At 34.0% G+C, this 26,322-nt stretch carries 39 protein-coding genes; 37 read left to right on the top strand and 2 right to left on the bottom strand.

The annotated features are described in order from the left end of the window. The first annotated feature begins 137 nt into the window (after nucleotides 1-137). The 10 genes from E7419_03755 (at nucleotide 138) to E7419_03710 (ending at nucleotide 10,447) form a co-directional block, all read left to right on the top strand. Nucleotides 138-1,160 carry a bifunctional riboflavin kinase/FAD synthetase gene (locus tag E7419_03755; GenBank protein ID MBE7014308.1) on the top strand — a complete coding sequence of 341 codons (1,023 nt, stop codon included), beginning with the start codon at nucleotides 138-140 and terminating at the stop codon, nucleotides 1,158-1,160. Further along, nucleotides 1,139-1,942, top strand: coding sequence for a peptidoglycan editing factor PgeF (gene pgeF, locus E7419_03750; GenBank protein MBE7014307.1), 804 nt, complete (start codon nucleotides 1,139-1,141; stop codon nucleotides 1,940-1,942). The genes E7419_03755 and pgeF overlap by 22 nt, the downstream gene beginning before the upstream one ends. Then, nucleotides 1,842-3,470: an ABC transporter substrate-binding protein gene (locus tag E7419_03745; protein MBE7014306.1), complete on the top strand. Its 1,629-nt coding sequence runs from the start codon at nucleotides 1,842-1,844 to the stop codon at nucleotides 3,468-3,470. Before pgeF ends, E7419_03745 begins: the two co-directional genes overlap by 101 nt. A 47-nt stretch (nucleotides 3,471-3,517) precedes the next feature. Next, a complete protein-coding gene (locus E7419_03740) occupies nucleotides 3,518-4,564 on the top strand; it encodes a D-alanine--D-alanine ligase (protein ID MBE7014305.1) in 1,047 nt (348 codons plus the stop codon). 162 nt (nucleotides 4,565-4,726) lie between these two features. Continuing rightward, nucleotides 4,727-5,533, top strand: coding sequence for a glutamate racemase (locus tag E7419_03735; protein MBE7014304.1), 807 nt, complete (start codon nucleotides 4,727-4,729; stop codon nucleotides 5,531-5,533). 5 nt (nucleotides 5,534-5,538) lie between these two features. After that, nucleotides 5,539-5,958 carry a DUF1934 domain-containing protein gene (locus tag E7419_03730; protein ID MBE7014303.1) on the top strand — a complete coding sequence of 140 codons (420 nt, stop codon included), beginning with the start codon at nucleotides 5,539-5,541 and terminating at the stop codon, nucleotides 5,956-5,958. 12 nt (nucleotides 5,959-5,970) lie between these two features. Continuing rightward, a complete protein-coding gene (locus E7419_03725; GenBank protein ID MBE7014302.1) occupies nucleotides 5,971-7,662 on the top strand; it encodes an arginine--tRNA ligase in 1,692 nt (563 codons plus the stop codon). 3 nt (nucleotides 7,663-7,665) lie between these two features. Beyond that, nucleotides 7,666-8,424, top strand: a complete 759-nt coding sequence (locus E7419_03720) for a hypothetical protein (protein ID MBE7014301.1) — start codon at nucleotides 7,666-7,668, stop codon at nucleotides 8,422-8,424. A gap of 1 nt (nucleotide 8,425) precedes the next feature. Continuing rightward, nucleotides 8,426-9,838, top strand: coding sequence for a PDZ domain-containing protein (locus tag E7419_03715; GenBank protein MBE7014300.1), 1,413 nt, complete (start codon nucleotides 8,426-8,428; stop codon nucleotides 9,836-9,838). Nucleotides 9,839-9,868: 30 nt separating this feature from the next. Further along, nucleotides 9,869-10,447, top strand: coding sequence for an orotate phosphoribosyltransferase (locus E7419_03710; protein ID MBE7014299.1), 579 nt, complete (start codon nucleotides 9,869-9,871; stop codon nucleotides 10,445-10,447). Nucleotides 10,448-10,800: 353 nt separating this feature from the next. Here the strand turns inward: E7419_03710 and E7419_03705 are convergent, their stop codons facing one another. Beyond that, a complete protein-coding gene (locus tag E7419_03705; GenBank protein ID MBE7014298.1) occupies nucleotides 10,801-11,214 on the bottom strand; it encodes a transcriptional repressor in 414 nt (137 codons plus the stop codon). 487 nt (nucleotides 11,215-11,701) lie between these two features. Further along, entirely contained in the window at nucleotides 11,702-12,664 is a 963-nt protein-coding gene (locus E7419_03700; protein ID MBE7014297.1) for an RluA family pseudouridine synthase, read from the bottom strand. A gap of 728 nt (nucleotides 12,665-13,392) precedes the next feature. On the opposite strand from E7419_03700, the gene rpsJ reads away from it, so the two are divergent. The 27 genes from rpsJ to rpmJ all read left to right on the top strand — a co-directional run bounded on the left by rpsJ (nucleotide 13,393) and on the right by rpmJ (nucleotide 26,285). Next, complete coding sequence (rpsJ, locus tag E7419_03695) at nucleotides 13,393-13,704, top strand: 30S ribosomal protein S10 (protein MBE7014296.1); 312 nt, start codon at nucleotides 13,393-13,395, stop codon at nucleotides 13,702-13,704. A gap of 96 nt (nucleotides 13,705-13,800) precedes the next feature. After that, nucleotides 13,801-14,430: a 50S ribosomal protein L3 gene (locus tag E7419_03690; protein ID MBE7014295.1), complete on the top strand. Its 630-nt coding sequence runs from the start codon at nucleotides 13,801-13,803 to the stop codon at nucleotides 14,428-14,430. A gap of 27 nt (nucleotides 14,431-14,457) precedes the next feature. Continuing rightward, complete coding sequence (gene rplD / locus E7419_03685) at nucleotides 14,458-15,081, top strand: 50S ribosomal protein L4 (GenBank protein MBE7014294.1); 624 nt, start codon at nucleotides 14,458-14,460, stop codon at nucleotides 15,079-15,081. Next, nucleotides 15,081-15,377 carry a 50S ribosomal protein L23 gene (locus E7419_03680; protein ID MBE7014293.1) on the top strand — a complete coding sequence of 99 codons (297 nt, stop codon included), beginning with the start codon at nucleotides 15,081-15,083 and terminating at the stop codon, nucleotides 15,375-15,377. Before rplD ends, E7419_03680 begins: the two co-directional genes overlap by 1 nt. Before the next feature lie 40 nt (nucleotides 15,378-15,417). Further along, complete coding sequence (gene rplB, locus E7419_03675) at nucleotides 15,418-16,251, top strand: 50S ribosomal protein L2 (GenBank protein MBE7014292.1); 834 nt, start codon at nucleotides 15,418-15,420, stop codon at nucleotides 16,249-16,251. 36 nt (nucleotides 16,252-16,287) lie between these two features. After that, nucleotides 16,288-16,563 (top strand): 30S ribosomal protein S19, encoded by a 276-nt coding sequence (gene rpsS, locus E7419_03670; protein ID MBE7014291.1) that lies wholly within the window; start codon nucleotides 16,288-16,290, stop codon nucleotides 16,561-16,563. Between the two features lie 46 nt (nucleotides 16,564-16,609). After that, nucleotides 16,610-16,945 (top strand): 50S ribosomal protein L22, encoded by a 336-nt coding sequence (locus E7419_03665; GenBank protein ID MBE7014290.1) that lies wholly within the window; start codon nucleotides 16,610-16,612, stop codon nucleotides 16,943-16,945. A 15-nt stretch (nucleotides 16,946-16,960) separates the two neighbouring features. Next, on the top strand, nucleotides 16,961-17,629 hold the full coding sequence (gene rpsC, locus E7419_03660; GenBank protein ID MBE7014289.1) for a 30S ribosomal protein S3: 669 nt from the start codon (nucleotides 16,961-16,963) through the stop codon (nucleotides 17,627-17,629). Nucleotide 17,630: 1 nt separating this feature from the next. Further along, the gene (gene rplP, locus E7419_03655) at nucleotides 17,631-18,068 is read left to right on the top strand and encodes a 50S ribosomal protein L16 (GenBank protein ID MBE7014288.1); all 438 of its coding nucleotides are present in this window, start codon (nucleotides 17,631-17,633) and stop codon (nucleotides 18,066-18,068) included. Beyond that, the gene (locus E7419_03650) at nucleotides 18,058-18,258 is read left to right on the top strand and encodes a 50S ribosomal protein L29 (GenBank protein ID MBE7014287.1); all 201 of its coding nucleotides are present in this window, start codon (nucleotides 18,058-18,060) and stop codon (nucleotides 18,256-18,258) included. Before rplP ends, E7419_03650 begins: the two co-directional genes overlap by 11 nt. Nucleotides 18,259-18,278: 20 nt before the next feature. After that, nucleotides 18,279-18,536: a 30S ribosomal protein S17 gene (gene rpsQ / locus E7419_03645; protein MBE7014286.1), complete on the top strand. Its 258-nt coding sequence runs from the start codon at nucleotides 18,279-18,281 to the stop codon at nucleotides 18,534-18,536. A gap of 30 nt (nucleotides 18,537-18,566) precedes the next feature. After that, the gene (gene rplN, locus E7419_03640) at nucleotides 18,567-18,935 is read left to right on the top strand and encodes a 50S ribosomal protein L14 (protein MBE7014285.1); all 369 of its coding nucleotides are present in this window, start codon (nucleotides 18,567-18,569) and stop codon (nucleotides 18,933-18,935) included. Between the two features lie 27 nt (nucleotides 18,936-18,962). After that, nucleotides 18,963-19,277, top strand: coding sequence for a 50S ribosomal protein L24 (locus tag E7419_03635; GenBank protein ID MBE7014284.1), 315 nt, complete (start codon nucleotides 18,963-18,965; stop codon nucleotides 19,275-19,277). 26 nt (nucleotides 19,278-19,303) lie between these two features. Next, complete coding sequence (rplE, locus tag E7419_03630) at nucleotides 19,304-19,846, top strand: 50S ribosomal protein L5 (protein ID MBE7014283.1); 543 nt, start codon at nucleotides 19,304-19,306, stop codon at nucleotides 19,844-19,846. Nucleotides 19,847-19,867: 21 nt separating this feature from the next. Continuing rightward, nucleotides 19,868-20,053, top strand: coding sequence for a type Z 30S ribosomal protein S14 (locus E7419_03625; protein ID MBE7014282.1), 186 nt, complete (start codon nucleotides 19,868-19,870; stop codon nucleotides 20,051-20,053). A 61-nt stretch (nucleotides 20,054-20,114) separates the two neighbouring features. Continuing rightward, nucleotides 20,115-20,513 carry a 30S ribosomal protein S8 gene (gene rpsH, locus E7419_03620; GenBank protein ID MBE7014281.1) on the top strand — a complete coding sequence of 133 codons (399 nt, stop codon included), beginning with the start codon at nucleotides 20,115-20,117 and terminating at the stop codon, nucleotides 20,511-20,513. Between the two features lie 22 nt (nucleotides 20,514-20,535). Then, nucleotides 20,536-21,078, top strand: coding sequence for a 50S ribosomal protein L6 (locus tag E7419_03615; protein ID MBE7014280.1), 543 nt, complete (start codon nucleotides 20,536-20,538; stop codon nucleotides 21,076-21,078). A 311-nt stretch (nucleotides 21,079-21,389) separates the two neighbouring features. After that, nucleotides 21,390-21,752 carry a 50S ribosomal protein L18 gene (locus tag E7419_03610; protein ID MBE7014279.1) on the top strand — a complete coding sequence of 121 codons (363 nt, stop codon included), beginning with the start codon at nucleotides 21,390-21,392 and terminating at the stop codon, nucleotides 21,750-21,752. A gap of 18 nt (nucleotides 21,753-21,770) precedes the next feature. Continuing rightward, nucleotides 21,771-22,277 (top strand): 30S ribosomal protein S5, encoded by a 507-nt coding sequence (locus E7419_03605; GenBank protein MBE7014278.1) that lies wholly within the window; start codon nucleotides 21,771-21,773, stop codon nucleotides 22,275-22,277. An 11-nt stretch (nucleotides 22,278-22,288) separates the two neighbouring features. Further along, nucleotides 22,289-22,471, top strand: coding sequence for a 50S ribosomal protein L30 (rpmD, locus tag E7419_03600; GenBank protein ID MBE7014277.1), 183 nt, complete (start codon nucleotides 22,289-22,291; stop codon nucleotides 22,469-22,471). A gap of 21 nt (nucleotides 22,472-22,492) precedes the next feature. After that, complete coding sequence (locus E7419_03595; GenBank protein MBE7014276.1) at nucleotides 22,493-22,933, top strand: 50S ribosomal protein L15; 441 nt, start codon at nucleotides 22,493-22,495, stop codon at nucleotides 22,931-22,933. A gap of 1 nt (nucleotide 22,934) precedes the next feature. Then, nucleotides 22,935-24,206, top strand: coding sequence for a preprotein translocase subunit SecY (gene secY / locus E7419_03590; GenBank protein ID MBE7014275.1), 1,272 nt, complete (start codon nucleotides 22,935-22,937; stop codon nucleotides 24,204-24,206). A gap of 25 nt (nucleotides 24,207-24,231) precedes the next feature. After that, nucleotides 24,232-24,864 (top strand): adenylate kinase, encoded by a 633-nt coding sequence (locus tag E7419_03585; protein ID MBE7014274.1) that lies wholly within the window; start codon nucleotides 24,232-24,234, stop codon nucleotides 24,862-24,864. A gap of 1 nt (nucleotide 24,865) precedes the next feature. Further along, complete coding sequence (gene map, locus E7419_03580; protein ID MBE7014273.1) at nucleotides 24,866-25,612, top strand: type I methionyl aminopeptidase; 747 nt, start codon at nucleotides 24,866-24,868, stop codon at nucleotides 25,610-25,612. A gap of 8 nt (nucleotides 25,613-25,620) precedes the next feature. Continuing rightward, nucleotides 25,621-25,914: an RNA-binding protein gene (locus tag E7419_03575; GenBank protein ID MBE7014272.1), complete on the top strand. Its 294-nt coding sequence runs from the start codon at nucleotides 25,621-25,623 to the stop codon at nucleotides 25,912-25,914. Nucleotides 25,915-25,926: 12 nt separating this feature from the next. Continuing rightward, entirely contained in the window at nucleotides 25,927-26,145 is a 219-nt protein-coding gene (infA, locus tag E7419_03570; protein ID MBE7014271.1) for a translation initiation factor IF-1, read from the top strand. Between the two features lie 26 nt (nucleotides 26,146-26,171). After that, the gene (rpmJ, locus tag E7419_03565) at nucleotides 26,172-26,285 is read left to right on the top strand and encodes a 50S ribosomal protein L36 (GenBank protein MBE7014270.1); all 114 of its coding nucleotides are present in this window, start codon (nucleotides 26,172-26,174) and stop codon (nucleotides 26,283-26,285) included. Nucleotides 26,286-26,322 lie beyond the last annotated feature (37 nt).

Raw genomic sequence — 26,322 nt, 5'->3', positions numbered from 1 at the left:
ATTAGGAATTAGGAGTTAGGAATTAGGAATGAATGTATAAATTTCTTGCGAAATTTATGGAATTAACGGGAAATCTTCGATTTCTAAATTGTAGGGTACGGCGTCCTCGACGTACCGAAACATAACAATTAAAAACAATGTTGATGGGTTTAATGTTAAATGAAACAGGCAACCGCAAAAGGCTGAATAGCATCTTTTGCGTACGTTCATTCCTAACTCCTAATTCCTCATTCCTAATTATCAAAAAGGCGGAAATTATGAAGATAATTCTTATAGATGACAACAGGAAAATTGAAAATAATGACAAGTATGCTGTATGTCTTGGTATGTTTGACGGTATTCACTTAGGGCACAGGGAACTTATCAAAGAAACGGTAAAAAAAGCAAAAGAGAACAATCTTAAATCTGCCGTTTTAACTTTTGTGCCACAGTTTGAAGAGGAAAAATTATACCCTTTTTGTGAAAATTTAAAGATTCTTGAAAAATTGGGAATTGATACTGTGTTTGCAGTTAATTTTACTAAAGACTTTAAAAAACTTAGTGCCAAGTATTTTATCGATAAATACTTAATAGAATATATTAAGGCTTCTTTTGTTATATGCGGATTTAATTTTAAGTTTGGATATAAAAGAGAAGGAGATATAAAAACTTTAGAAGAATACGGCAGGGGTAAATTTGAACTTACCGTTATTCCCGAAGTTAAAATTGATGGAAAAACTGTTTCATCTACTTTTATAAAAAGCCTTTTGAAAGATGGGAATATAAAGAAAGCAAACTTATGTTTAGGGGAAGACTTTCGGATTTCAGAAGCAGTAATTATGGGTAAAAGATTGGGAAGGGAAATTTCATTCCCGACTATAAATATGCCCCTTCTTAACACTGTTACACCTATAAAAAAAGGTGTTTATCTGTCAGAGGTAAAAATAGGTAATAAAATTTACAAAGGAATTTCAAATATCGGTATAGCGCCGACTTTAAAAAGTGAAAAGAAAGCACTTATTGAAACTCATATAATAGACTTTTCAGGCGACCTTTACAATAAATATGTAACTGTTTACTTAAAGGACTTTATAAGAGAAGAAAAAAAGTTTAAAGATATAGATGAACTTAAAGAAACCATAAAAACAGATTTGAAAAGATGCCTGGAGGCTTCAAGATGATTTTTAAAAACTTTGACTCACTTACTGTTTTAGAATCGGAACTTTTTTTAAACTATGATATTAAACATTTATTTACAACAATAAAGGACGAAACGAAAGATAATAGAGTCGATTACAGTTTTAAAAATAATAATAAAACGGATATTTTAAAAAACTACGAAAAAATTGCAGAGTTTTTTAAAGTACCCGTATCAAATATAGTAAAATCAACTCAGATTCATGAGGATAATATATTAAAGATTACATCCTATCATCACGGAATGGGTATAGTGAAAGAAACTGAGATTACAAATGCCGATGGTATTTATACTAATACTAAAAGCACACCATTATGCATATTCTCAGCAGATTGTGTTCCCATACTATTTGCTGATAAATCAAAAAAGGTGGTTTTCGGTGTCCATTCGGGCTGGAGAGGAACGGCAAAGAACATTGCGGGAAAAGCAATAGACATTATGACAGGCAAATTTGGTATTAAAAAAGATGATATTATTTGCGCTATAGGCCCTGCGATTTCACAGTGTTGCTTTGAAGTATCGGAAGATGTAATTTTAAAACTTAGCGATGTGTATAAAAAGGACGACTGTTATTACAAGAAAGATAATGGTAAATATCAACTTGATTTAAAAAAATTTAACAAGCGCCTTTTAGAAGAAAAAGGAATTTTAAAACAAAATATAGATGTATGCCCATTATGCACAAAATGTGAGGAAGATTTGTTCCATTCATACAGACGGGAAGGGGAATATGCAGGAAGAAATGCTGCATTTATCATGCTTTAAAATGAAAAAGATTATACTGTTTTTGATTGTTTTATCAGTTCTGTTTATTTCAGGGTGCTCTGAAGAATTCGGAATAGTAAATAATAGTGAGGAAGAACTTAAAGATACTCTGTTTGTTATAGGGTATAACTTTGAGGGAACAAACCCTTTACTTGTAAAAAATGATACAAACAGGGAAATATTTTCTCTTATATATGATCCGTTATACAGTATTGACCTAAATTGCAAACCCTATGGGAAACTTGCAGAAGGTACGTTTATGGTAACTGATGACGGACTTAATTACAGAATTGATTTAAAGAAAAATGTTACCTTTCACGATGGGACTTATCTTACTTCGACAGATGTTTGCGCAACTATAAATTATTTAATTAAAAACAGCACATCTTTTGATTATAATGTCAGGAATATATTAAACGTCAGCGTTAATACGGAACATTCCGTAAATGTGACTTTAAAAGAACCTGTACCTTATCTGGAAGCGCTTTTAACATTTCCTATTGTTAATTCAAAAGATATACTAAAAGAGTTTTCCTTTAACGGAACGGGAATGTATAAGGTATCTTCCTACGTAGATAAAAAATATATCGACCTTGAAGTTTTTCCGAATTATTATAATGAGAAAAACGAAAATATAAGAAAAATAAAAGTTCAACTTATGCCTGATAAACAAACTTCCGATTACGCTTATGCAAGCGGAATGTCAGATGTATTTTCACAGGATATTTTTACCGATACTGAAAATGCTAATCCCAAAAGCGGAGTAAAGGCAAAAGAATTTTTAAGTATGAACTATAATTTTCTTCTTCTTAATCACGATAATCCTGTATTTAAGAATTTAAATGTAAGAAAAGCAATAAATATGGCGATAGACCGTGAATCCATTGTAACAGACGTTTTATTTTCACATGGGGAAGCGGTTTATACACCTTTTTTCAAAGATGCGTGGTGCTATAACCAGAATATAAAACCTGTGTTCAGTGTGGACGAAGCAAAAAAAATATTGATTTTGGAAGGATTTGTACCCGATGTCAATACGGGAATACTTAAAAAAGAAGACGGGACTTTGCTTTCATTTAATATACTTGTTAATAATGACAATAATTTCAGAATTCAGGTTGCAAATAAAATAAGTGAAAATTTAAAATATATAGGGATTGACTGTAAGGTTAAGATTGTATCTTTTGAGGAATATCAGAATGCATATTACTCAAAAACCTACGAGGCATTTTTAGGAACTGTTCCTATGTCTTATGATTTTTCGATGTCGCTCTTTTTAGGCGATTATAATATAAGTAATTATTATAATGCATCAGCGCTTGAAACTTTAAACAGTCTTTGCCTTCTTAAAGGCGCAGAAGAAAAACAGGGAAAATACGTAGAAATTCAAAAAATTTTTTATTACGATATACCCCATATAAGCCTTTATTACACAAAGGAAACCCTGCAATTTTCAAATAAAATAAAATCGGGGCTTAATCCTAACTCCTTTAGTATTTTTAACAATATGGAAAACTGGGAATTTTAGATTGTTATAATGATAAAAAGATTCTTATAAGAAAGGAATTGATTATATTGAAAAAGAATGTACTTGTATTATTCGGCGGAGAATCCTCCGAGCACGAAATTTCTTTAATTTCTGCATATAATGTACTATGTGCTATAGACAAAGATGTGTATAACATATATACTATAGGTATTACCAAAGATGGAAAATGGTACTACTATGATGAGGATTATGAAAGCATAAAAGACGGAAGCTGGGAAAGTAAGGACATAAAAAAGGCAATTATTTCTCCTTGCAAAAGTGATTCAGGTATTATAATATTTGATAAAGAGGTAAAAAAGATAAAAATCGATGTATGTTTTCCTGTTCTTCACGGAAAATGCGGGGAAGACGGTACAGTTCAGGGGCTTCTTACATTAGCAGGAATTAAATTTGTAGGCTGTTCTTGTATGTCATCGGCACTTTGTATGGATAAAGTTATGACGAAGATAGTACTTGAAAAGAATAACATTCCTCAGACTCCTTATGAATTTGTTAAAAAGAATGATTTTGATATGATAGATATTGCAAAAAGAGTTGACGAAAATATAGGCTATCCTTGTTTTGTTAAACCTGTTAATGCAGGCTCAAGCGTAGGTGCATCAAAGGTAGAAAAAAAAGACGGACTTTTCGATGCAATATACGATGCATTTAAATACGACTCCAAAGTTTTAATTGAAAAGTTTATAAATGCAAGAGAAATTGAAACTGCTGTTTTAGGAAATGAAAAAATTACTGTAGCAGGGCCGGGTGAAATAATATCAAACAGTGAATTTTACGATTACGATACAAAATATGTAAACGGTACAACCGAGTATAAAATTCCCGCAGATCTCAGCGAGGAAATGACTGCAAAAATAACGGAATATGCCAAAGATGCATATAAAGTTCTTGACTGCAAGGGGTTATCAAGAATTGACTTCTTTGTAGATAAAGATACCTCAGAGATTTACTTAAATGAAATTAATACACTTCCGGGTTTTACAAATATAAGTATGTATCCCAAACTGTTTGTAGAAAAAGGGTTTAAATATAAAGAACTTGTTACAACTTTAATAGAACTTGCGTCGCTGTGAAATTTCTCACTTGTGAGAAATTTCAATGAGGAATTAGGAATGAGAAATTAGAAATGAAGGTATAAATCATAAAATTTCAAAGAAATTTTATACCATAATTATTCATTATTCATCATTCATTATTCATTATTCATTATTCATTTTTTTAGAAAGGAAACCATAATGGACAAATGTATAGGCGTTTTTGATTCAGGGCTTGGCGGACTTACGAATGTTAAAGAGTTACATAAAATTTTAAAAGGCGAAAACATAGTATATTTCGGAGATACAGGCAGAGTACCTTACGGAACACGTTCGGATGACATAATTTTAAAATATACTCTGCAGGATTTAAGGTTTTTAACAAGTTTTCCCGTTAAGGCGATAATTGTTGCCTGCGGAACAGTAAGTTCAGTTGCACTTCCTAAGATTAAGGACAGGATAGATGTTCCGATTATAGGAGTTGTTGAGCCTGCCTGCAAAAAAGCAGTTAAGATTACAAAAAATAAAAAAATCGGTATTATAGGAACTGAAGGCACAATTAAAAGCGGTGCTTATAAAAAGAAACTTCTTATGGAAGATGAAACTCTTAAAATTTATGAAAATGCCTGTCCGCTTTTTGTACCGCTTGTTGAAAACGGATATTTAGAGAGCGAGGCTACTAAAATTATTGTAAAAGATTATCTTTTACCGCTTAAAGAAAAGGGGATAGATACTTTGATTTTAGGATGCACCCATTATCCTCTTCTTACAAAGGTAATAAGCGAATTTATGGGGGATGAAGTCTGCCTTGTAAGTCCGGGAGTTGAAACTGCTTCCTATGCAAAAGAACTGCTTGAAAACAAGGGGCTTTTAAATAAATCAGATACTTTGGGTAAAACCGAGTATTATGTGAGTGACAATGTTGAAAAGTTTTCATATCTTGCATCAATGTTTTTAGATGATAAGGTATTTGAAAATGTTAAGAAAATAAATATTGAGGATTGGTAAAGCAAATGAAAAAAGATGTTCTTGTTACTTTTTCAAGTAATAATGCGTATCACGAAATTGATGATAAAGATTCTGTTGTTTTTCAGACAAGGGGAACTTTGTATGATAAAGATGGGAAATTTTATCTTAACTATAATGAAGAAATAGAAAACAGTAAGGTTAAAAACACCTTAAAAATTGAAGACAGGAAAGTTACCATAATGCGTTTTGGGGAAGTGAATACCCAGATAACAATAGAACAGGGCAAAAAGCACTTAAACTATTATGAAACACCTGAAGGTACTTTTCTTATGGGAGTTTTAGGGGACAAGGTTAATGTTTCGCTTGATGACAAAAAGGGACGTATTTTACTTAAATACGGTGTTGAGTTTAATAATGTACTTACTACTTTAAATACGATAGATGTAAAATACGAAGAAATATAGGAGTTGATACAAATGATAAATCTTATTAAAGAGGTAAAAGACAATATAAGAGAGGCTTTACTTAAAGGGTATAGTCTATCATGTGAAAAAGGGCTTTTACCGGAAGTTGAAATTTTTGATATTGAAATTGAGAATACGAAAGAAAAAAAATTTGGTGATTTTGCAACTAATTTTGCGCTTAAAATGTCTAAACAGTTAGGTAAAAATCCAAGAGAAGTTGCCGCTGTTTTAGTGTCTGAAATTGAAAAAGGAGATTTAATAGAAAAGGCAGAAGTTGCAGGACCTGGTTTTATAAACTTCTTTCTTAATAATAACTGGCTTTATAATAATGTTAAGTACATAATAGAAAATAAAGATACTTATGGTAAAGTTTCAGTCGGCAACGGTAAAAAAATAATGGTTGAATATATTTCTGCAAATCCAACAGGGCCTATGCATATCGGTAATGCAAGAGGGGGCGCTTTGGGGGATAGTCTTGCCAACATTTTATCCTTTGCAGGATATGACGTGTTAAAAGAATTTTATGTTAATGACTACGGCAACCAGATTGAAAAATTCGGGGTATCTTTAAATGCAAGATTTATTCAGAAAATCTATGGGGAAGACGCAATAGAGTTTCCCGAAGATGCATATCACGGTCAGGATATAATTGATAATGTTAATGAATTTATTGAAAAATATGGTTCAGACGACTATGTGAATATGCAAGAAGATGAAAGAAAGAAGCATCTTGTTAAGTTTGCACTTTCTAAAAATATTGAAAAGTTAAAGAGTGATACTGCACGTTACGGTATAGTTTATGATAACTGGTTTTTTGAAAGCGAACTTCACAAAAACGGAAAAGTTAAAGAGGTTATCTTGGAACTTACCAAAAACGGTTATACTTATGAAAAAGACGATGCTGTATGGTTTAAGGCAACCGAATTTGGTGCTGAAAAAGATGTTGTTTTAATAAGAGGGAATAACATTCCTACCTACTTTGCAGCAGATATTGCATATCATAAAAATAAAATTGAAAGAGGATATGAAACCCTAATTGATATATGGGGAGCAGACCATCACGGTCACGTGGCAAGAATGCAGGGCGCACTTACTGCGCTCGGTCTTGGCGGAGAAAAACTAAATGTTATTTTAATGCAGCTTGTACGTCTTATGAAAAATAAAGAGGTTTATAAAGTTTCAAAAAGATCAGGTAAGGCAGTAACTTTAACCGACCTTTTAGATGATATAGGAACAGACGCAGCAAGATTTTTCTTTAATTTAAGACAAGCCAACACCCATTTTGATTTTGATATGGATTTAGCAGTTTCAAAATCTAACGATAACCCTGTATTTTACGTTCAGTATGCTCATGCAAGAATAGAAAGTATTTTATCTATTTTAAAAGAAGAAGGTATAAATACAGATGAAGATAACTTCTCTTATCTGTCATTATTAAAAGATGAAGAGGAACTAGACCTGATAGAAAAAATCTCATATTTCCCTCAGGAAATTTCCGATTCTGCGCTTACATTTGACCCGTCAAAGATTACTAAATATGTTATAAGCGTTGCATCAAGTTTCCATACTTTCTATAATGCAAAAAGAGTTAAAGTTGAAGATGAAAAACTTATGAAGGCAAGAATTATGCTTATAAAAGCGACAAAAATAACTCTTAAAAATGCGCTTGATGTTCTTGGTATATCAGCGCCTGACAGGATGTAGTATATGAAAAAATTATTTTTGGCACTAAGTTTATTTATTTTGTTAAACTGGAACACAGCTTTTTGTAATACATATTCTTATATTTCTGTATTAAATAACGGTATGGAATTTAAAGATAATTATGTATCCAAAGCAGAACTTAATGAAACTTTTAAGAATCTTTTTTTGAAAGAAACGGATTTTTTAGAAGAAAGTACAGGACATGCTACAGGATATGAGTTTTTTAGTATAATTAAAGAACTCGGTATGGAAGAATATATAGTTCCGAATAATGAAATGTACTATAGCCGTGCCCTTACGCCTGACAGATTGTATGAACTTTTAGAGTATTATTTTCCCTATATTGCAGATTTGAACGGATTGGAAAGCCATTTTGGAAAACTGTCAAAAAGCCACAGCGGATATATACTCACTTATGACAAGGGAACTGTCAGCGAATTTTCAGAGTTTGATTACTTTAAAGTAAAAGAAGAACTTACTGATGTATTCGTAATTACAAAAGATGAAAATATTATAGGTGTTTTACCTTTTTTAAAAGATATTCCTTTTTCTCAAATTACAAATAAAAGGGAAATTGAAGGGGAAATATATCTTTCTTACGAGGGAGGTATAATAATTGATACAGGAAACGACCTGTTAGAATTTCCCGTAACATATGATTTTAAAATTCTAAGAAAAAAGAATGATAGGGTTGTACTTATTTTGGGGGATTATAAATACTATAAAAATATAGCAACAATAGCGATAGGAAAGGACAATTGATATGAAAAAACTCATTGCTTTAATTTTAACTTTAACATTATCTTTTAGTTTAGTGCCTTTTTCGTATGCAGAAGAGTATACTAAAGAAGAACGAGGCTATGATGTTACACTTCAGCTAATTAATCTTTTTGGAATAACAGAGAAAACTGAGGCTCAGATTTTAGAAGAAGCACTTTTAAATATTGCAAAAGAGGACGAGGAATCTTTACATAAAGTGCTTAATGCTATTGCCAAAACAGTTGATGAATATTCAGTCTATTATAATGAGGAAGAATGGCAGGAACTTTCAAAAAGTATGTCAGGTTCAGTTTGTGGAATTGGTGTGACTGCTGTTGTTAATGATGGTTGTTTCGAGGTTGTAACAGTTTTAGACGGAGGTTCTGCCAAACAGGGAGGAATTGTACCGGGTGACAGAATTATCGAAGCAGATGGAGTGGATATAACAGGGGACAGGGCTGAAAATGCAAGTTCATATATTACAGGTAAAGAGGGAACAATGGTTACCTTAAAAGTAAAAAGAGCAAATGGAGAGATAATTGAACTGACTCTTGAAAGAAGGCTTGTAATTGTCCCATCGGTTGTCGCTTCAACCATAGATGAAAAAATAGGATATATTCTTATTAATTCATTTACCGAGCATACCCACGAAGAAGTGGAAAAAGAAGTTATAAAACTTAAAGAGAAGAATATTGACGATTTAATTATAGACTTAAGATATAATGGTGGAGGGGTAATGGATTCCGGCATTGCTACTGCCGAATTGTTTATGGAAAAGGGTAAAACCATTATTTCAACCAAGGGTAAAGACAGTGAACAGCCTACAAATTATATATCCGAAAAAGACGGATATAAATTTAATCTGGTTTTACTCACAAATGAATATACGGCATCTGCAGCAGAAATTTTTTCCTGTGCACTTATAGAAAACGGATACGCTGTAAGTGTAGGTAAAACTACTTTCGGCAAGGCCTGTGCACAAGGGCTTTATCCGCTTGGAATTGGCGGCGCATTAAGAATTACTGTCTTGAATTACTACACTCCGAAAGGAAATTTCATAAATAAAACAGGTGTTGAGGTTACTCATAATGTGGATAATACAACATACTTTTTAGAAGAAGATGAACTTCCGAAGTTATCCTTCAGTATGAAATTTAATTCGGGCGATGTCCATGAAGATGTGGAGAAAATTGAAACTATACTTTATGATTTGGATTATCTTACCGTTAAACCTGATAATAAATATGATGATAACACAAAATCAGCTGTTTTAAAATTCCAGCAGGACGCAGGGCTTTTCCCTTACGGAGTATGTGATATGACAACTCAGTCCTATCTTATCACAAAATACAGCGAAACAGAATTTTTAAAGGATAATCAATTGGAATTTGCAAAAAAATTATTAATTAAAGAATAAAAAACATACATAAGAAAGAGGTAAGTAAAAATGGAAAGAGAAAAAGTACTTGAAATTTTAAAAGAAGCAGGTGTTTTACTGGAAGGTCATTTCCTTTTAACAAGCGGAAAACATTCAAACAGATACTTGCAGTGCGCAAAAATATTTAAAGATACCAAATACTCAGAAACTTTATGCAAAGACCTTGCAGAACAGTTTAAAGATAAAAATATTGATGTTGTAGTAGGTCCTGCAATGGGGGCCGTTATAATGGCTTATGAAGTTTCAAGACATTTAGGTGTGCCTAATTTCTTTACCGAAAGAGAAAACGGAGAAATGGCATTAAGAAGAGGCTTTGAAATTAAAGAAGGTCAGAGAATTTTAGTTGTTGAAGATGTTATCACAACAGGCGGTTCTGTTAAAGAGGTAATTAAACTTCTTACCGATATGGGCGGAGTTGTTGTTGGTGTCGGCTCAATTGTTGACCGTTCAAACGGCACTGCAGATTTCGGCGTTCCTTTCTCATCGGTTATAAAAATTGATGTTGAAGCGTATGAACCTGATAACTGCCCTCTTTGTAAAGAAGGGAAAATTCCTGCATATAAACCGGGAAGCCGTAGTTTAAAATAGTTTTATTCGCCATTCGGCGAGGTATATTGTCCCTGCGGACAGTTTTATTGCTTACGCAGTGATATTACTTTCAGCAGTTAAAGACGCAAAAGATACCATTCGGTCTTTTGCGTTTTTTAATTACAAAACGGAATGGACGCAAAAGGGACAGACCCCATTGCGTCCATTTTGATTGAAAATTGCACCAAAAAGGCACGGATCCTTTTTGGTGCAATTTGTAAGTTTTTGGGATTTATTATAATAAGAACCTCACGAAAATCTAAAAGCCAAAGGCTTAAGATTTTCGGAGAACCTTGTTGTGTTAATTCACAATAAAAAAGCAAAACCATGCTATACAGTGGTTTTGCTTTCCTTCATTTTGCATTTTGCATTTTGCATTCTGCATTTATTTTGCATTCTGCACAAACTCCCGTAAACACAAGACTGTGATGTTTTATAAGATGGGAACATTCTTTTTGTGCTTCCTGTTCAATATCATTAAGATACCCGATGTTTACATCAAAAATATGATTGCATTCTTCACACATAAGATGATAGTGCTTCTCAGTATTTCCGTCATAATGTTCTGAATTACAGCTTGATGTTATTTTTATTATAAGCCCGCTCTCTGTCAGTACATTAAGATTTCTGTAAACAGTTCCCAGACTTAAGTCCGGATAGTCTTTTTTTAAACTGTTATATATGTAATCAGCTGTCGGATGCACAGGATTACTTTTTATCATATCATATATTATTTGCCTTTGTTTTGAAAATCTTCTTTGTACCATATTGATTCTCCTTTAACAATATTAGTAATTATTATTAATAATAACATATATTAAAGGAAAAAGCAATATAAATTTCAAGGATAATTATTCCAATAAGGAATTAGGAGTTAGGAATTAGGAATGGTGGAAGACAAAATCATGCTATACAGCGATTTTGTCCTTTCTTAATGTCATTCCCCATACCTATTGATGTTATTTTATTGATATGTTTCGGGAGGAGTAAGTTTTCCACCTCACCACCGCCTATGGCGGAGCCTTAGTTAAGGAGTCGCTTCGCTCTTCTTCCGACGGCTTGATGCCATCTTGCATTTTGCTAAAAACATATATGTTTTCTTAACGCAAAACCTCAAGGAGAATCCTTTCCTCCCCTATAATTTGAAATCGAAGATTTCTAAGTTAATTTCAAAAATTCTGAAAGGAATTTTTACATTTATTCCTAATTCCTAACTCCTAATTCCTAATTTAAAGAGGTATTCAACCCTCATACTTATTTGTTCGTAAACATTTCAAAGTCTTTTAAAATTACAGGATTTTTAATTTCATAAGTTTTTCCTTCTAAGTAAGTAAGCAGGTTTTCATCTTCGGTTTTATTAAAATAAGTTTTATACGAACATAAATATTGCTTTCTGCTTTTTATCGGCATATCCGAAAGTTTTGCATATTTGGTATCCCCTAACAGAGGATGGCCGATACTTGCAAGATGTGCTCTTATCTGGTGGGTCCTTCCTGTTATAAGATGAACTTCAACCAAGGATAAATTATTTTTTTCTTTTAATACTTTATACTCTGTAATTATCTCTTTTGCACCTTTTTTATATTCTTTTATAACACTTACTGTATTGTTTTTAGAATCTTTTAAAAGATAGTCTTTTAAAATTCCTTTTTTATTTTTAAAAGTGCCAAGTGCAATACACAGATAATATTTCTGAATTTCATTATTTTTAATTTTTTCATTTATTATATTTAATGTTTCAGCGTTTTTTGCAGCAATAACTATTCCCGATGTGTTACGGTCAATGCGATTGCATAAAGAAGGACGGAAAGAATGTTCTTTTTTGGGGTCATATTCCTTATTTATATATAAATAGGAAAGTATATGGTTTATAAGTGTGTTAAAAGATTCCTTTTCGTCACTGTGCACCAAAACTCCCTGCTTTTTGTTTACAAGCATTATATTTTCATCTTCGTACACTATGTCAAGATCAGGCTTTATCTTTAAAAAGTCCTGATCGCTTTCAACATTTTCAAAAAACTCGTCATTTATGTAAAGTTCAAGTACATCGCCCTCGGACAGCCTTGTTGATATCTCGCATTTCTTTCCGTTTAACTTAACCCTCTTTTTCCTTATTGCCTTATATATATAAGATAAAGGAGCGTTTTTAATATATTTACTTAAAAATTTGTCAACTCTCTGGTTGGCATCGTTTGAATTGATTATAATTTTTTTCATATTAACCCCTTTTTGTAAACTTCTAAATAAAATGTTGACAAAATGCAATATGTCTTATATAATAATTATAGAAAAGGCAAGCCTTCAAACGGTTATGCCAAAGACAGATTATTTTAAAATAACACGGCTTTGACGGGGCGTGTTATTTTTTTATGGAAATTACTAAAAGTAATAAAATAATCATAAAAGATATTATGTACTCATTATCCATAGCGACCACCTCCTTTCGGAGCGTGGCATAACCGCCCAGTTTTTACACTGTTTTCAGTCTTACCTTAAAAAGTATTATACAATATATTTTATTCCAATTCAATATTTATTTAATGAATGAAACATTGTATGTAAAATATGCACAAATAAAACTATAAAAATACTTAAATTATTGTGCAATCATACGAAATTTAAAAAATATTAAAAAAATTATAAAAAACACTTGAAAAAGGTTGCTATATAAGGTAAAATGGTTTAGTAAAAAATATTATGCGATGATGTGGGAGGTTGCGGCGAAAGCCGGTTTTTCCACGGAGTATGTCCGATTTTAAACCGGGCGGCAAGCACTGAATAAACTTTTGCATGGATTAGGCATTTTATGCCTTTTTTGCGCGACTACTATGCTTACCCGCTTGAAAAATCGAAAGCGGGTTTTAAAATGGATAGGCGCGAAACACCCGGCAGAGTTTATGGATTTTGCTGTCGTACCTAATTATGTTAAGGGAGGTATAACAGAAATGGCAGGAAATGAAAAAATCAGAATCAGACTTAAAGCGTACGATCATATGCTTATCGACCAATCAGCTGAGAAGATAGTTGAAACTGTTAAGAGAACCGGAGCGAAGGTTTCAGGACCTATTCCGCTACCAACTAAAAAAGAAGTTGTTACTATCTTAAGAGCGGTTCATAAGTATAAAGATTCCCGTGAACAGTTCGAAATGAGAACTCACAAAAGACTTATCGACATTTTAAGTCCTACACCTAAGACACTTGAAGCTTTAACAAAACTTGATTTGCCAGCTGGTGTAGAAATCAACATCAAACTTTAATTTTTAAAGTTTAAGCGATGCCTTTTAAATATTATATGGAAGGCACGAAGGTCAAGTTGGAAAAAATCCAACCAATAACCAAGGAGGTAAAAAGAAATGCAAAAAGCAATTATCGGTAAAAAATTGGGAATGACCCAATTATTCGATGAAAACGGAAAATTCATTCCGGTTACAGTTGTTGAAGTTGGTCCTTGCCCTGTTGTTATGAAGAAAACAGTGGAAAATGACGGCTACGATGCTGTGCAGTTAGGTTTTTCAGACCTGAAAGAAAAGAAAGTTAACAAACCGCAGAAAGGTCACTTTAACAAAGCAGGCGTTGGCTTTAAAAGATTTTTAAGAGAATTCAGACTTGATGACTGTTCTACTTTAAACATCGGTGACGAAGTTAAAGCAGACATCTTTAATGACGGCGACAAAATTGATGTTACAGGAACATCTAAAGGTAAAGGTTTTGCCGGCGTTATCAAAAGATGGGGTAACCACAGAGGTCCTATGACTCACGGTTCAGGTTTCCACAGAAGTTCAGGTTCAATGGGTGCTTGTTCATCACCATCCAGAGTTTTCAAAGGTAAGAAGTTACCTGGACACATGGGTAATGTAAAAGTTACAGTTCAAAATCTTGATGTAGTTAAAGTTATGGCTGACAAAAACTTATTATTAGTTAAAGGTTCAGTTCCAGGCCCTAAAGGCGGTATTTTAATTATAAAAGATTCAGTTAAGAAATAAATAATTAATTGAGAAAGGAGGATTACCATGCCTAAAGTTGATTTATATAATATGGAAGGTAAAGTAATTGGAGATATCGAATTAAGCGAAAAAGTATTTGGAGTTGAAATCAATGCCAATGCTATGCACGCTGCAGTAGTTAATCACTTAGCAAATTCCAGACAGGGCACACAAAGCACTAAAACAAGAACTGAAGTTAGAGGCGGCGGTATCAAACCTTGGAAACAAAAAGGTACAGGTCGTGCAAGACAGGGTTCTATCCGTGCACCACAGTGGACAGGCGGAGGAGTTGCTTTAGGTCCTAAACCAAGAAGTTACAGATACTCATTAAATAAGAAATTAAGACAGGTTGCATTAAAATCTGCTCTTTCAAGCAAGGTAACAGACAATAACATTATCGTTGTTGACAACATTACTGTTTCAGAATACAAAACAAAAGAAATCGTTAAGATGTTATCTAACTTAAATGTAGATAAGAAAGCATTAATCGTTTTAAATGAAAAGAATGATTTTGTTGTTAAATCAGCAAACAACATTCCTGAAGTTAAAACAACACTTTCTACATCACTTAACACTTACGATGTATTAAATTGTGAACAGTTTGTTATCACCCTTGATGCTGTTAAGAAATTAGAGGAGGTGTACGCATAATGAAATATGCACACGATATTATCAGAAGACCAATAATTTCTGAAAAAAGTATGTCAGGTATCGGAGAAAAGAAATATACTTTCGAAGTATCAAAAGATGCTAACAAAATAGAAATTAAAAATGCTGTTGAAACAGTTTTCAAAGGCGTTAAAGTTAAGAGCGTTAACACAGTTAACGTTACCGGTAAAATGAAGAGAGTAGGAGTTCATACCGGTAGAAGACCAAGCTACAAGAAAGCCATTGTTACTCTTACAGAAGATAGTAAAACAATTGAATTCTTTGAAAGTATGGCGTAGCATAAATCCTATTTATTTTTGTTAAGGAGATGAAAAAATTATGGCTATAAAAAGTTATAAACCAACCACTCCCTCAAGAAGATTTATGACAGTTACAGATTTTTCTGAACTTTCAAAGGTAAAACCTGAGAGATCATTGTTGGTTAACTTAAAGAAAACTGCCGGCAGAAACTCATACGGTAGAATTACTGTAAGACACAGAGGCGGCGGAAACAAAGTAAAATACAGAATTATAGATTTTAAAAGAAATAAGTTAGATATTCCTGCAAAAGTTTTAACATTGGAATACGATCCGAACAGAAGCGCGTTCATCGCTCTTATCGAGTATGAAGATGGTATTAAGAGTTATATCATTGCTCCTAACGGACTAAAAGTTGGAGATACTGTTATATCTTCTGCTTCAGCAGATATCAAACCTGGTAACACATTACCAATTCAAAACATTCCTGTTGGTACAATAATTCACAATATTGAATTAGCACCTGGAAAAGGCGCTCAATTAGTTAGAAGCGCAGGTAACTCTGCTCAGCTTATGGCTAAAGAAGGCAAATATGCACAGGTTAGACTTCCATCAGGCGAAGTTAGAATGGTACTTACAGTATGTAAGGCAACTATCGGACAGGTTAGTAACATCGACCACGAAAACGTTTCTATCGGTAAAGCAGGTAGAAAGAGACATCTTGGTTGGAGACCAACTGTCAGAGGGGTTGTTATGAATCCATGCGATCACCCTCACGGTGGTGGTGAAGGTAAATCACCAATCGGAAGACCGGCACCGGTTACTCCTTGGGGTAAACCTGCTCTTGGTCTTAAGACAAGAAGCAAGAAAAAACAAAGTAACAAGTTTATTGTTAAAGCTAGAAACGCTAAATAATAACTTTTCGGTTTTTATAAGAGAGGAGGTTGTCAAATGGGTAGATCTTTGAAAAAAGGACCTTTCGTTGACGCTAAACTATATAAAAGAATAGAAGAAATGAACACAGCAGGCGAAAAAAGAGTGCTTAAGACATGGTCAAGAGCATCTACAATTTTCCCAGAGTTCGTTGGACATACAATTGCTGTTTATGACGGCAGAAAGCACGTTCCCGTTTATGTAACCGAAGATATGGTTGGACACAAGTTAGGTGAATTCGCACCTACAAGAACATTCAGAGGCCATGCAGGTTCAAAAACAGGCGCTAAATAGTAAGAAGATTAACTGAATTGAACGGTTAAGAGAGGAGGATAAACAAATGGAAGCAAGAGCAAAGCTTAGTTATGCTAGAATATCTCCACGTAAAGTAAAGATAGTTATAGACTTAATCAGAAATAAGCCTGTAGGAGTTGCCCTTGGTATATTAAAGACTACTCCTAAAGCTGCATCTCCAATTGTTGAAAAATTATTAAAATCTGCTATCGCAAATGCAGAAACAAATCATAATATGACTGCTGACAAATTATATGTTAAAGAAATATATGCAAATCCCGGCCCAATCCTTAAAAGAATTATGGCAAGAGCACAGGGAAGAGCATTCCGTATCAATAAAAGAACAAGCCATATAACTGTTGTAGTTGCTGAAAAAGAGTAATAAGGAGGCGAAATTATGGGACAAAAAGTTAATCCCCATGGTATAAGAGTCGGAATAATCAAAGACTGGGATTCAAAATGGTATGCGAACCGTAAAGATTTTGGAGACAGTTTGGTTGAAGATTATAAAATCAGAAAATTCTTAAAGAAAAAATTATTCAATTCCGGTATTGCTAAAATCGAAATTGAAAAGAAACAGGAAAAAACATTGATTACTCTTCATGCTGCTAAGCCTGGTATTATTATCGGTAAAGGCGGAGCAGAAATTGAAAAGTTAAAAGCAGATGTTAAAAAACTTATCGGTAAAGATGTTCATATAAACATAATGGAAATCAAAGTTCCTGATATGAACGCTCAGTTAGTTGCAGAAAACATTGCGGCACAACTTGAAAAGAGAATATCTTTCAGAAGAGCAATGAAACAATGTATGCAAAGAACAATGAAAATGGGTGCTAAAGGTATCAAAACTGCAGTTTCAGGACGTTTAGGCGGAGCAGAAATCGCAAGATGTGAACATTACCATGAAGGAACTATTCCACTACAGACTTTAAGAGCAGATATCGATTACGGTTTCTGGGAAGCTGATACAACATACGGAAAAATCGGCGTAAAAGTTTGGATTTATAAAGGTGAAGTTCTTCCTGAAAACAAGAGAGCAAAAGCTCAAGCGGAAGGAGGAAAATAATATGTTAATGCCAAAAAGAGTTAAACGTCGTAGAGTTCAGAGAGGCAGAATGAAGGGTGTTGCTACAAGAGGTAACAAAGTAACATACGGAGATTTCGGTTTAGTTGCTTGCGAACCTTCATGGATTACTTCAAATCAGATTGAAGCAGCCAGAATTGCTATGACTCGTTATATCAAAAGAGGCGGTCAGGTTTGGATTAAAATATTCCCTGACAAACCTATTACAGAAAAACCTGCTGAAACCCGTATGGGTAGTGGTAAAGGTTCACCTGAATACTGGGTGGCTGTTGTTAAACCGGGCAGAGTAATGTTCGAAATCGCAGGTGTTTCTGAAGAAGTTGCAAGAGAAGCATTAAGACTTGCTATGCACAAATTACCTGTTAAGTGTAAAATCATAGCTCGTGAAAAATCAGAGGGTGGTGAAGTCAGTGAAGTTTAATGAAATCGTTGAAATGGCTGATATAGAATTAAATCAGAAATTAGCCGAACTTAAATCAGAATTATTCAATTTAAGATTCCAATTAGAAATAAACCAACTTGACAATCCTATGAGAATAAAGGAAGTTAAGAAAAACATAGCGCAGATTAAAACAGTCCTTCGCGAGAGGGAAATTAAAAACGCTAATTAATTCAGTAAGGAGGGTTTAAAATGTCCGAAAGAAATTATAGAAAAACCAGAGTAGGTAAAGTTGTAAGTGATAAGATGGACAAAACCGTTGTTGTTGCTGTAGTTGATAGCGTTAAACATCCTTTATATAACAAGGTTGTTAAAAGAACATATAAACTTAAAGCACACGACGAAAACAATGAATGTAAAGTAGGAGACAGAATTAAAGTTATGGAAACAAGACCATTATCTAAAGATAAGAGATGGAGACTTGTATCTATAATCGAAAAAGCAAAATAATCCTAACTTAGTTTAAAAAGGAGGATAACTATGATCCAGCAAGAAACAAGATTGAAAGTTGCCGACAACACAGGCGCTAAAGAACTTCTTTGCATCAGAGTTATGGGTGGTTCCAAAAGAAAATTTGCTAACGTTGGCGATGTTATCATTGCTACTGTTAAAAAAGCAACACCCGGCGGAGTTGTGAAAAAAAGCGAAGTTGTTAAGGCAGTTATCGTAAGATCTAAAAAAGGCGTTGGCAGACCCGACGGCTCATATATAAAATTTGACGAAAATGCGGCAGTTATTATTAAGGATGACAAGAATCCTAGAGGAACCCGTATTTTTGGCCCTGTTGCAAGAGAACTACGTGATAAAGAATATATGAAGATTTTATCTCTTGCACCTGAAGTACTGTAAGGGGGGTAAAATAAGATGATTAAAAAAATTCACGTTAAAAAAGGTGAAACTGTTATGGTAGTATCCGGTAAGGATAAGAACAAGAAAGGTAAAGTTCTTGTTGTAATGCCAAAAACAGGTAAAGTTATAGTTGAAGGTATCAATATTGCTACAAAACATACTAAAGCAAGAAAACAGGGAGATGTTGGCGGTATCGTTAAACAGGAATCTCCAATCTATGCTTCAAAAGTTATGTACGTTTGTGACAAATGCGGAAAACCTGCAAGAGTAGGTAAGAAAATACTTTCAGACGGTACTAAAGTAAGATACTGTAAAAAATGTAATGAAGTAATTGATAACTAAAAGTTTGGGAAGGAGGATTTAAAGATATGGCAAGATTAGAAGAATACTACAAGAACGAAGTTGCGAAAGCACTTAAAGAAAAGTTCGGATATAAAAATGTTATGGAAATTCCAAAACTTGATAAAATCACAATAAATATCGGTGCTGGGGATTCCAAAGATAATTCCAAACTTTTAGACGCTGCTGTTTCAGAACTTGCTATTATAACAGGTCAACAGCCTATTATAACAACAGCGAAAAAATCAGTTTCAAACTTTAAGGTTAGAGAAGGTATGAAACTTGGATGCAAAGTTACATTAAGAGGCAAGAGAATGTATGAATTCCTTGACAGATTATTTAACATTGCACTACCAAGAGTTAGAGACTTCAGAGGAATTAACCCTAATTCGTTTGACGGAAGAGGTAATTACTCAATGGGAATTAAAGAACAACTTATTTTCCCTGAAATCGAATATGATAAAATTGAAAAATTAAGAGGTATGGACGTTAACTTCGTTACTACCGCTAAAACTGATGAAGAAGCAAAAGAGTTACTAACACTTATGGGCGCTCCATTTGCTAAAAACTAACCTGAAGGGAGGTTCTTAATAGTGGCTAAAAAAGCGATGATTTTAAAACAACAAAGAACACCTAAGTATTCAACAAGATTTTATAATAGATGTAAAATTTGCGGAAGACCGCATGCATATCTTAGAAAATTCGGCATTTGCAGAATTTGTTTCAGAGAATTGGCTTACAAAGGTCAGATTCCTGGTGTTAAGAAAGCAAGTTGGTAAGATATAAGACGATAAACTTAAAAAAGCTGTAGTCTTATTCAAACGGAAGGAGGCATGACGAATGCAAATCACAGATCCAATCGCTGATATGTTAACAAGAATCAGAAATGCTAACTCAGCAAGACATCTTTCGGTTGACATTCCAGCGTCAAATTTAAAGAAATCAATAGCAGAAATATTACTTGAAGAAGGTTATATAAAGAACTATCAGATTATTGATGACGGCAAACAGGGTATTATAAGAGTTTCTCTTAAATACGCTGAAAACAAACAGAGAGTTATAAGCGGTATTAAAAGAATTTCTAAGCCTGGTCTTAGAATTTATGCAAGCAAAGACGAACTTCCTAAAGTTCTTAAAGGCTTAGGTATTGCTATTATCTCAACATCAAAAGGTGTTATGACCGATAAAAAAGCCAGAAAAGAAAATGTTGGTGGCGAAGTTTTAGCATACATCTGGTAATTAAAAGAGGAGGTAGACGATTATGTCAAGAATAGGAAAAATGCCTATAGAGCTTCCAGCAGGTGTAGAAGTTAAAATTGCTAACGATAACACTGTTACCGTTAAAGGTCCTAAAGGAACTCTAGAACAGACATTTTCAAATCAAATTAAAATTGAATTAAACGACAATGTTATAACTATAACAAGACCAAATGACATTAAGGAAGTAAGAGCACTTCACGGTTTAACCAGATCATTACTTAATAACATGGTTATCGGTGTTACTCAGGGCTTCACAAAGGAACTTGAAATCAACGGTGTTGGTTACAGAGCAGCAAAACAGGGTAATACTCTTGTTTTAAATCTTGGTTATTCACACCAGGTTGAAGTTTCAGAAATTGATGGTATTACCATTGATGTTCCTAACCCAAACAAACTGATAATAAGCGGTATCGACAAACAAAAAGTAGGTCAGTTCGCAGCGAACATCAGAGAAAAAAGACCTCCTGAACCTTATAAAGGCAAAGGTATTAAGTATGTTGATGAAGTTATTAAGAGAAAAGAAGGTAAAACAGGCGGTAAATAATAAGTAAACTTACGCTTAGGCACTCGGAAGCCAAACACCTTATGGTTTTAAAATATAAATTTTGCTTCATATTGCAGAAATTCCTGCAGATATACGAAAGTATAATCTTTGAAATTTCTTTATCTGAAACATAATTTCTTATTTTAAAACTCTTCGACCTTAAACGCAGGAAGATTTCTAAGATTTTTAATGCGAAGGACGAAGTCAGGCTGTAGCCTTACGAGGACGCCAAATTAAAAAGCTTAAGATATAACAAGTTTAAGGCATAAGGGGTTTGACTACCGAGTGCCTATGAAAGGAGCGAAATAGTTATGATAAAAAAAGCAGACAGTAATGTTGCAAGAGTTAGAAGACATAAAGCAATCAGAACAAAGATTTCAGGAACTGCTGAAACTCCAAGACTGAATGTTTTTAAAAGTCTAAATAACATATATGCTCAGATTATTGATGACACTAATGGTGTTACACTTGTTTCTGCTTCATCACTTTCAAAGGATATTGAAGTTAAAAACGGTGGTAATATCGAAGCAGCAAAAGAAGTAGGAAAATTAATCGCTAAGAAAGCACTCGAAAAGAATATTGAATCTGTTGTATTTGACAGAGGCGGATATTTATATCACGGAAGAGTTGCTGCATTAGCAGACGGCGCTCGTGAGGGCGGTCTTAAATTCTAATAAGGAGGTAAAACCCAAGTGAGTTTAGATAAAGTAGATTCAACAGTATTAGACATAAAAGAAAGAGTTGTTAGTTTAAACCGTGTTGCTAAAGTTGTTAAGGGTGGTAGAACATTCAGATTTAGCGCATTGGTTGTTGTCGGCGACGAAAACGGCCATGTTGGTTGCGGAATGGGCAAAGCGGCTGAAATTCCTGATGCAATCAGAAAAGGTATCGAAGATGCTAAAAAGAATATGGTTACTGTTTCTTTGCTTGGCACATCAATTCCTCACGATGTTATCGGTAAATTCGGAGCAGGTAGTGTGCTTCTAAAAGCAGCACCTGAAGGTACCGGTGTTATCGCCGGCGGCGCAGTGAGAGCGGTTATCGAGTTAGCAGGTATCAGAGATATCAGAACAAAATGCTTAAACTCAAATAATCCAAGAAATGTTGTTAACGCAACAATTAACGGACTTGCCAGCCTTAAGAAAGCAGAAGATGTTGCTAAATTAAGAGGTAAAACCGTTGAAGAAATATTAGGATAGGAGGGATAATTGTGGCTAATAAAACATTAAAAATCACATTAGTTAAAAGTACTATTGGAAGAAAAAAAGATCATATCGCCACAGTAAAGGCCCTTGGTCTTAAGAAGATCAGAGATTGTGTTGAATTAAACGACACACCTCAAATCAGAGGTATGATTGATAAAATATCTTATTTGTTAGATGTTACTGAATAAATTTTTGAGGAGGTGTAACAAATGAAGTTATTCGAATTATCTCCTGCAGAAGGTTCAACTAAAGAACCTAAGAGAAAAGGTAGAGGTCATGCTACCGGTAACGGTAAAACAGCAGGCAGAGGTCACAAAGGTCAGAAAGCCCGTTCAGGCGGCGGAGTAAGACCTGGTTTTGAAGGCGGTCAGATGCCTTTATACAGAAGACTACCAAAAAGAGGCTTCATAAATATATTTGCAAAACAATATACTGAAATTAACGTTTCTGAACTTGAAAGATTTGACAATGATACAGTTGTTACTGCAGAACTTTTAAAAGAAGTTGGTGTTATTTCTAAAATCAATGATGGTATCGTTGTTCTTGGCAGAGGAGAATTAACAAAAACCTTAACAGTTAAGGCTTGCCGTTTCTCAAAATCTGCTGAAGAAAAAATTACTGCCAAGGGCGGAAAAGTTGAGGTGATATAACATGTTCAAAGTGTTTGCTAATGCTTGGAAAATTCCTGATTTAAGGAAAAAACTGTTGTATACCCTTATGCTTATCGTTATATTCAGATTAGGTTCTTCCATCCCTGTTCCATTCGTAAGTGCTGCTGCACTTAAAGAAATGTTATCAGGCGGAGATACTCTATTTAGTATGTACAACATCATTTCAGGGGGAGCATTTGAAAATGCTACAATCTTTGCGATGAGCATTACCCCTTATATTAACTCGTCCATTATTATGCAGCTTTTATCAGTTGCAATCCCTGCTTTAGAAAGAAAAGTTAAAGAAGGGGAAGAGGGCAGAAAATTCATTGCTCAGTGGACCAGATATTTAACAGTTGTTTTAGCACTTCTGCAGGCAACCGGATTATACTTCGGTCTTCAGGGCGCTATCACAACAAAGAGTGTTTTCTCTTACCTTGTTGTTGTCTTTACATTTACAGCAGGTACCGCATTCCTTATGTGGCTTGGAGAACAAATTAACGAAAAAGGTATCGGAAATGGTATTTCACTTATCATTTTCTCAGGTATCGTTTCAAGCGGACCGGCCCTTATCAATTCTTTAATAGGATTAAATCAGGCTGGAAAACTTAATATATTCACTACTGTTTTAATCGTATTATTTGCGATTTTAGTTGTAGGTATCGTTGTTCTTATGAACAATGCTGAAAGAAGAATTCCTGTTCAGTATGCAAAAAGAGTTGTAGGAAGAAAAATGTACGGCGGTCAGAGCACTCATATTCCAATTAAAGTTGCTATGGCAGGCGTTATGCCAATCATCTTTGCCGTTTCCATTATTTCATTCCCTGCCACAATCTGTCAGTTACTTGGCGTAACTGCTCAGTCAAGCGGATTCTGGGGCGGTTTCTTAAGAATTATGTCCCAAGGCTCTTTAGTATATGGAATAATCTATTTCTTACTGATTATATTCTTCACATATTTCTATACTGAAATGCAATATAATCCAATTGAAATGGCTAACAATATGAAACAAAACGGTGGTTTTGTTCCTGGTATCAGACCGGGAAGACCAACATCAGATTTTATTAAATCAATTTTAACTAAAATCACATTAGTAGGCGCTATCTTCTTAGCACTTATCGCAGTGCTTCCTATGTTCTTAACATCAGTTATCGGAGCAGGGGTTGCATTCGGCGGAACAAGTATACTAATCGTTGTTGGTGTTGCTCTTGAAACAGTTAAACAGTTAGAATCCCAGATGTTAATGCGTCACTATAAAGGATTCTTAGAATAATTGGTTTTTAAGAAAGAGTGATTTTATGAAACTTATTATGTTAGGTGCTCCGGGTGCAGGTAAAGGCACTCAGGCTAAGATAATTTCTGAAAAGTTAAATATTCCTACAATTTCAACAGGTGCGGCTATCCGTTCTGAAATTGAAAAGGGCAGTGAAATCGGACTTAAAGTTAACGATATTATAAAATCAGGAAATCTTGTTTCGGATGAAATAGTTTTAGAACTGATAAAAGAAAGATTAAAAGAACCTGATTGCGCTAACGGATTTATTTTAGACGGTTTCCCAAGAACCATCAACCAGGCTGACGGACTTTCAAAACTTGGTTATGAGATTGACAAGGTTTTAAACATTGACCTTTCAGATGAAATAATTATTGACAGATTATCAGGAAGAAGAGAATGTTCAAAATGCCACGCAATATTCCATGTAACAAGCAATCCTCCTAAAGTTGAGGGTATATGTGATGTTTGCGGCGAAGAACTTTCAATAAGACCTGATGATAAAAAAGAAGTAATAATTAACAGACTTAATGTATTTCATGAAGTAACCGAACCTTTAAAAGCATATTACGAAGATAAGGGTATCTTAGTAAGTGTAAAAGGTCTTGGTAAAGTTGAAGATACAACTAAAGCAGTATTTGAAGCCTTAGGAGTATAATATGATATACGTTAAGAACAAAAAAGACATTGAGTTAATGAGGGAATCTTGCAGACTCACCAAGATGGCATTAAACTTTGTTGGTGAGCATATAAAACCCGGGATAACAACCGGTGAACTTGATAAAATTGCTTTTGAATTCTTAAAGGAACATAAAGCAATTCCCTCTTTCCTTAATTACAATGGCTTTCCGGCATCAATATGCAGTTCCGTAAATGACGAAGTCGTTCATGGAATTCCCGGTAAGAGAGTTATCTTGGACGGGGATATAGTGAGCATCGACATCGGTGCTTACTTAAATGGTTTCCATGGCGATTGTGCTAAAACATTTTTTGTTGGAAATGTATCAGAAGAAGCAAGAAAACTTGTTAATGTTACAAGGCAAAGTTTTTATGAAGGAATAAAAATGGCAAGAGCGGGCAACCGTATCGGCGATATTTCAAATGCTATTGAAACTTACGTTGAGAGTTTCGGCTACTCAGTTGTAAGGGATTTAGTAGGTCACGGGATAGGAAAAGCACTTCACGAAGATCCTTCTGTTCCTAATTTCGGGAAAGCAGGAAGAGGTACAAGACTTATTCCGGGAATGACACTTGCTATCGAACCAATGATAAACTGCGGTAAATACAATGTATATACTGAAGATAATAATTGGACTGTAAAAACATGTGACGGCAAGTTATCTGCTCATTATGAAAACACAATTCTGATTACAGAAGGTGAACCGGAGATTTTAACCAAAGCTTAATTGAGGTGATGACGGTGAATATTGCTCCTGCATCTTTAGTGAAAGTTACAGCAGGGCGGGATAAGGATAAGTATTTTGCTGTTATATCCATAATAGATAATAACTATTTATATATATGTGACGGCAGAAGAAGAAAAGTATCAACTCCCAAGAAAAAGAAGATTAAACATTTGGAAAATCTTAATTATTCACTTAATTTAATAAAAGAAAAATTAGAACGAGGTAACGAAATCAGTAATTCCGATATAAAAAAATCTATAAGAGAAGGTTTAATTCATCTTAAGATTTTATACGAGGAATAAGGAGGGTTTATTATGGCAAAAGATGATGTTTTGGAACTGGAAGGCACAGTTATAGATGCTCTGCCAAATGCAATGTTTATGGTAGAACTTGAAAACGGCCACAAAATTTTATCACATATTTCAGGTAAACTTAGAATGAACTACATTAAGATTTTACCGGGAGATAAAGTAACAGTTGAAGTGTCTCCATACGATTTGACAAAAGGCAGAATTACTTGGAGAGCAAAATAGTATTATATAGAAATGAGGTATAAACTATGAAAGTAAGACCATCAGTAAAACCAATGTGCGAAAAATGTAAAATAATCAAAAGAAAAGGCAAAGTAATGGTTATTTGCGAAAATCAGAAGCACAAACAAAGACAAGGTTAATAAAAGATTTTAAAAGGTGCGGCTGTACAATTTATAT

This window comes from Oscillospiraceae bacterium, from assembly GCA_015068525.1.
Classification (GTDB): Bacteria; Bacillota; Clostridia; order UMGS1840; family HGM11507; genus SIG450.
The sequence above is the reverse complement of the archived record's forward strand: the minus strand, read 5'-3'. Positions and strand labels throughout refer to the sequence as shown.

Coding starts and splice junctions, on each gene's coding strand:
- E7419_03755 (MBE7014308.1), top strand. CDS start 138: ATGTTGATGGGTTTAATGTTAAATGAAACAGGCAACCGCAAAAGGCTG.
- pgeF (MBE7014307.1), top strand. CDS start 1,139: ATGCCTGGAGGCTTCAAGATGATTTTTAAAAACTTTGACTCACTTACT.
- E7419_03745 (MBE7014306.1), top strand. CDS start 1,842: ATGTATGCCCATTATGCACAAAATGTGAGGAAGATTTGTTCCATTCAT.
- E7419_03735 (MBE7014304.1), top strand. CDS start 4,727: ATGGACAAATGTATAGGCGTTTTTGATTCAGGGCTTGGCGGACTTACG.
- E7419_03730 (MBE7014303.1), top strand. CDS start 5,539: ATGAAAAAAGATGTTCTTGTTACTTTTTCAAGTAATAATGCGTATCAC.
- E7419_03725 (MBE7014302.1), top strand. CDS start 5,971: ATGATAAATCTTATTAAAGAGGTAAAAGACAATATAAGAGAGGCTTTA.
- E7419_03720 (MBE7014301.1), top strand. CDS start 7,666: ATGAAAAAATTATTTTTGGCACTAAGTTTATTTATTTTGTTAAACTGG.
- E7419_03715 (MBE7014300.1), top strand. CDS start 8,426: ATGAAAAAACTCATTGCTTTAATTTTAACTTTAACATTATCTTTTAGT.
- E7419_03710 (MBE7014299.1), top strand. CDS start 9,869: ATGGAAAGAGAAAAAGTACTTGAAATTTTAAAAGAAGCAGGTGTTTTA.
- E7419_03705 (MBE7014298.1), bottom strand. CDS start 11,214: ATGGTACAAAGAAGATTTTCAAAACAAAGGCAAATAATATATGATATG.
- E7419_03700 (MBE7014297.1), bottom strand. CDS start 12,664: ATGAAAAAAATTATAATCAATTCAAACGATGCCAACCAGAGAGTTGAC.
- rpsJ (MBE7014296.1), top strand. CDS start 13,393: ATGGCAGGAAATGAAAAAATCAGAATCAGACTTAAAGCGTACGATCAT.
- E7419_03690 (MBE7014295.1), top strand. CDS start 13,801: ATGCAAAAAGCAATTATCGGTAAAAAATTGGGAATGACCCAATTATTC.
- rplD (MBE7014294.1), top strand. CDS start 14,458: ATGCCTAAAGTTGATTTATATAATATGGAAGGTAAAGTAATTGGAGAT.
- E7419_03680 (MBE7014293.1), top strand. CDS start 15,081: ATGAAATATGCACACGATATTATCAGAAGACCAATAATTTCTGAAAAA.
- rplB (MBE7014292.1), top strand. CDS start 15,418: ATGGCTATAAAAAGTTATAAACCAACCACTCCCTCAAGAAGATTTATG.
- rpsS (MBE7014291.1), top strand. CDS start 16,288: ATGGGTAGATCTTTGAAAAAAGGACCTTTCGTTGACGCTAAACTATAT.
- E7419_03665 (MBE7014290.1), top strand. CDS start 16,610: ATGGAAGCAAGAGCAAAGCTTAGTTATGCTAGAATATCTCCACGTAAA.
- rpsC (MBE7014289.1), top strand. CDS start 16,961: ATGGGACAAAAAGTTAATCCCCATGGTATAAGAGTCGGAATAATCAAA.
- rplP (MBE7014288.1), top strand. CDS start 17,631: ATGTTAATGCCAAAAAGAGTTAAACGTCGTAGAGTTCAGAGAGGCAGA.
- rpsQ (MBE7014286.1), top strand. CDS start 18,279: ATGTCCGAAAGAAATTATAGAAAAACCAGAGTAGGTAAAGTTGTAAGT.
- rplN (MBE7014285.1), top strand. CDS start 18,567: ATGATCCAGCAAGAAACAAGATTGAAAGTTGCCGACAACACAGGCGCT.
- rplE (MBE7014283.1), top strand. CDS start 19,304: ATGGCAAGATTAGAAGAATACTACAAGAACGAAGTTGCGAAAGCACTT.
- rpsH (MBE7014281.1), top strand. CDS start 20,115: ATGCAAATCACAGATCCAATCGCTGATATGTTAACAAGAATCAGAAAT.
- E7419_03615 (MBE7014280.1), top strand. CDS start 20,536: ATGTCAAGAATAGGAAAAATGCCTATAGAGCTTCCAGCAGGTGTAGAA.
- E7419_03610 (MBE7014279.1), top strand. CDS start 21,390: ATGATAAAAAAAGCAGACAGTAATGTTGCAAGAGTTAGAAGACATAAA.
- E7419_03595 (MBE7014276.1), top strand. CDS start 22,493: ATGAAGTTATTCGAATTATCTCCTGCAGAAGGTTCAACTAAAGAACCT.
- secY (MBE7014275.1), top strand. CDS start 22,935: ATGTTCAAAGTGTTTGCTAATGCTTGGAAAATTCCTGATTTAAGGAAA.
- E7419_03585 (MBE7014274.1), top strand. CDS start 24,232: ATGAAACTTATTATGTTAGGTGCTCCGGGTGCAGGTAAAGGCACTCAG.
- map (MBE7014273.1), top strand. CDS start 24,866: ATGATATACGTTAAGAACAAAAAAGACATTGAGTTAATGAGGGAATCT.
- E7419_03575 (MBE7014272.1), top strand. CDS start 25,621: ATGACGGTGAATATTGCTCCTGCATCTTTAGTGAAAGTTACAGCAGGG.
- infA (MBE7014271.1), top strand. CDS start 25,927: ATGGCAAAAGATGATGTTTTGGAACTGGAAGGCACAGTTATAGATGCT.
- rpmJ (MBE7014270.1), top strand. CDS start 26,172: ATGAAAGTAAGACCATCAGTAAAACCAATGTGCGAAAAATGTAAAATA.